The sequence below is a fragment of the Streptomyces lushanensis genome (assembly GCF_001700515.1).
Lineage (GTDB): Bacteria > Actinomycetota > Actinomycetes > Streptomycetales > Streptomycetaceae > Streptomyces > Streptomyces lushanensis.
On sequence record NZ_MAUD01000222.1, the window covers coordinates 1 to 4,021 of the forward strand.

4 protein-coding genes are annotated in these 4,021 nt (G+C 72.8%); all 4 read right to left on the reverse strand.

Going from position 1 to position 4,021, the window contains the following annotated elements; all coding sequences use genetic code 11:
- Window positions 1–282: 282 nt before the first annotated feature.
- Window positions 283–1,512, reverse strand: a complete 1,230-nt coding sequence (gene mshC / locus BFF77_RS19130) for a cysteine--1-D-myo-inosityl 2-amino-2-deoxy-alpha-D-glucopyranoside ligase (protein WP_066951246.1) — start codon at window positions 1,510–1,512, stop codon at window positions 283–285.
- Between the two features lie 197 nt (window positions 1,513–1,709).
- Complete coding sequence (locus tag BFF77_RS19135) at window positions 1,710–2,537, reverse strand: SCO1664 family protein (RefSeq protein ID WP_066951248.1); 828 nt, start codon at window positions 2,535–2,537, stop codon at window positions 1,710–1,712.
- Window positions 2,501–3,091, reverse strand: a complete 591-nt coding sequence (locus BFF77_RS19140; RefSeq protein ID WP_066951252.1) for a DUF3090 domain-containing protein — start codon at window positions 3,089–3,091, stop codon at window positions 2,501–2,503. The genes BFF77_RS19135 and BFF77_RS19140 overlap by 37 nt, the downstream gene beginning before the upstream one ends.
- A 162-nt stretch (window positions 3,092–3,253) precedes the next feature.
- A complete protein-coding gene (locus tag BFF77_RS19145; RefSeq protein WP_066951254.1) occupies window positions 3,254–3,964 on the reverse strand; it encodes a histidine phosphatase family protein in 711 nt (236 codons plus the stop codon).
- Window positions 3,965–4,021: the final 57 nt, after the last annotated feature.

Here is a 4,021-nt window from a genome sequence, read left to right on the forward strand (position 1 = left end):
CATATCTGCGCGACGCATCGGGCGGGCGCGGCGGCCGGCCGCAGCGGCCCGCGCGCGGCGGTGGTGAGCCGGGCAAGGAGTCCGAACAGGGGCCCGCGCGTCCTGAGCGGGGACCGGACGACGAGGACGGTTCCTCCGACCCCGAGGACTGAGTCCCGCCCCGGCCCGAGGACGGCAGGGCCCCAGGACAACGGGAAACAACGGGAACAGGCCCGAGGACGACAGGAACAGGAGCGGGGCGACGCCGTCGCCCCGCTCTCCCCCGGCTTTCGGCCCGTACGTCTACAGCGCGACGCCCAGCAGCGCGTCGACCGCGCGGGACACCACACCGGGCGCCCCCTCGTCCGTACCGCCGGCGGACTGCTGGAGCGCCGCCCAGCGGTCGACGGCCACGAGCGCCGCAGGAGCGTCCAGATCGTCCGCCAGCGCCTCGCGGATCTCCTCGACGACCGCGTCGGACGGCGGTCCGTCGGGTCGCGACACCGCCGCCCGCCATCGCGCCAGACGCTCCACGGCCTCCTGGAGCACCGCGTCCGTCCACTCCCAGTCGGAGCGGTAGTGGTGCGCGAGCAGCGCGAGCCGGATCGCCGCCGGATCCACACCCTCACGGCGGAGCGTGGACACGAAGACGAGGTTGCCCTTGGACTTGGACATCTTCTCGCCGCCCAGGCCGACCATCCCGGCGTGTACGTAGGCACGCGCGAAGGGGTGCTCACCGGTCAGCGCCTGGGCGTGCGAGGCACCCATCTCATGGTGCGGGAAGGCGAGATCGCTGCCGCCGCCCTGCACGTCGAAGCCCATGCCGAGATGGTCGAGCGCGATGGCCACACACTCGATGTGCCAGCCGGGCCTGCCGGGGCCCAGCGTGCCGCCGTCCCAGCTCGGCTCGCCGGGACGGGCGGCCAGCCAGAGGATCGGGTCCAGCGGGTTCTTCTTGCCCGGCCGGTCGGGGTCGCCGCCCCGCTCGGCCGAGAGCAGCCGCATCGCCTCGGTGTCGAGCCGGGAGACCTCGCCGAAGTGCGGGTCGGCCGCCACGGAGAAGTAGACGTCGCCGTCGAGTTCGTAGGCGGCCCCGGCGTCGCGCAGCCGCTCCACCAGCGGCACGATGCCCGGTATGGCCTCGACGGCGCCGATGTAGTGCTGGGGCGGCAGCATCCGCAGCGCGGTCATGTCCTCCCGGAAGAGGGCCGTCTCGCGCTCCGCCAGGCCGACCCAGTCCTCCCCGTCGCGGCGCGCCCGCTCCAGCAGCGGATCGTCGACATCCGTCACGTTCTGGACGTACTGAACCTGCCGCTTCGTGTCGAGCCACACGCGCTGCACGAGGTCGAACGCGTTGTAGGTCGCCGCGTGACCCATGTGGGTCGCGTCGTACGGGGTGATACCGCAGACGTAGATACGGGCGACAGGACCGGGCTCAAGGGTGACTCGGCCGTCGGTCGAGGTGTCGTGGATCCTGAGGTCGCGGCCACTGCCGGGCAGGGCGGGGACTTCGGAAGCGGGCCAGGCATACATGCCATGAGCGTAACCGGATGGATGTTCCGCATACGAACCGGATGGGTGCTCCTGGCCGGGCGGGCACTCTTGCGCATACGGCCGGAAAGTGCTTGTGCGTATGGCTGATACGGATCGGAGGCCGGTACACCCGCCGGGGGCCGTCGCGACCGGCCGGTGGCTCCTCGCGGGCCGGCCGGTGGCTCACGGGGGCCGTGCTACACCGGAGGCCAGGGAATCGCGGGCCACTGGCCCGAGGGCTTCGGATGACGGCCCGTACGGCGCAGCTCACGGACCCGGGCCCGTACGGCGTCGGTCTCGGCCGCCGTGATGAGTTCGGCCAGCCGGGTGGCGAGAGGCGCGGACTCCGCCAGGGCCTCCTCCAGACGCGCGAGCACGTCGAGCACGTCCGGGGTCAGCGGCTCACCGGCCCAGCCCCAGAGCAGGGTGCGCAGCTTGTCGTCGACGTTGAAGGTGACGCCGTGGTCGATCCCGTACAGCCGCCCCTCAGGCGCGGGCAGCAGATGACCGCCCTTGCGGTCGCCGTTGTTGATGACCGCGTCCAGCACGGCGAGCCGGCGCAGCCGCTCGTCGTCGGCGTGCACGAGCAGCGCCGTACGCCCCTCGCCCACCTCGGCGAGGCCGACGGCCTTCCAGCCGTCGCCCGGCTCCTCGTCCTCCACCAGCGCCAGCAGCTGCTGGCCCGCCCCCTCGGCCTCCGCCTCGATCCAGAGCTGGCACATGCCCTGTCCGTACGGCCCGTCCCGGAGCACGGTCGGCGGCACCAGCGCCCAGCCGGTCGCCTCGGAGACCTCGTACGCCGCCACCTCGCGCTGGGCGAGCGTCCCGTCGGGGAAGTCCCACAGGGGCCGCTCGCCGGCGACGGGCTTGTAGACGCAGTGGCCTTCCACGCCCTCGTACGAGACGGAGCAGTACAGAACCGCGTTGGACGCCTCACGGATGCGTCCGCGCACGGTCAGTTCGCCCTTGGTGAGCAGATCGACCACGGTCACGCTCCGCGGCGGTATCCGTTCTGGCGCGGGCATACATGTCCTTCCGGATCGAGCGGCAGGCTGCACAGCGGACACGGCGGCCGGCCCGCGTTGACGACGTCCAGGGCACGCTTGGCGAAGGCCCTGGCCTGGGCACCGGAGAGCCGGACGCGGAGCATCGGCGGACCGTTCTCCTCGTCCTGGAGCAGCCGCTCCTCGGCCTCCGCGAGGTCCTCCTCGGTGTCGGCGTCCAGCTCGACGAGCGCCTGCGCCTCGACGATCATGCGCTGCTCGTCACCGTCCCAGGCCAGCGCCATGGTGCCGACCCGGAACTCCTCCTCCACGGGGGCGTCGAGCGGGGCCGAGTCGGAGATCTCGGGAGGTGCCATGGCCGGCACCGGGGCATTGCCCCCGGTACGGCGTACGACCTCGTCGAGCAGCTCGTCGATCCGTTCGGCGAGCGCGGCCACCTGGGTCTTCTCCAGGGCGACGCTGGTGACGCGCCCGGCGGCGGAAGCCTGGAGGAAGAACGTACGGCGTCCAGGCAGCCCGACCGTGCCGGCCACGAAGCGGTCCGGCGGATCGTAGAGGAACACCTGACGGGACACGTCCTGTCTCCCTTGGAATTCGACCGTCACCGGCGGACGGTGACGGATATGGCGTGACGGATGTGGACAGACGGCGGAGCGGACAGCAGAGGGCGGGACCGGAGACCGCGGACGGCCCCCTGGATCGCGCGGACGGCGCGTCCACCCTACTGCGCGGAGCGATCACGGTGCTCCCGCGCCGCCTCCTACGATCCCGCCGCCGGCGTCGGTGCCGTCCGCGGCGCTCTCGCCGGGACTCTCGCGCGGCGCCAGTGCGCCGAGGTCGCCGGTGTCGCCGAGCCGGATCAGGAACGGGCGCAGACGGGTGTAGCGGATCGCCGTCACCGAGCACGGGTCCACATGGATCCGCTGGAAGAGGTCCAGATGCATGCCCAGGGCGTCCGCCACGAGCGCCTTGATGATGTCGCCGTGGGAGCACATCAGGAAGACGGCGTCCTCGCCGTGCTCCTCCTCGACGCGGGTGTTCCACTCCCGTACGGCCTCCACGGCACGTGCCTGCATGGCGCGCATCGACTCGCCGCCGGGGAACGCGGCGGCGGACGGGTGCTGCTGCACGACCGTCATCAGCGGCTCGTCGGCCAGCTCGGCGAGCTTTCGGCCCGACCAGTCGCCGTAGTGGCACTCGCCGATCCGGTCGTCGGTCCGCGCCTCCAGTCCCGGGCGGGCGTCGAGCAGCGGCTGAAGGGTCTCGCGGCAGCGCTGGAGGGGGCTGGTGACGACGGCGGCGAGCGGCACACCGGCCAGCCGGTCCGGCAGGGCCGCGGCCTGCGCGGCGCCGCGCTCGTCGAGGGCGACCCCCGGCGTCCAGCCGGCGAGCACTCCCGCGGTGTTGGCGGTGGACCGTCCATGACGTACGAGGATCAACGTGGCCATGCCCGCCAGGGTATGCCGCCCGGAGCCGGCCGGTGGCCGCCGGGGTGAACCGGGCGG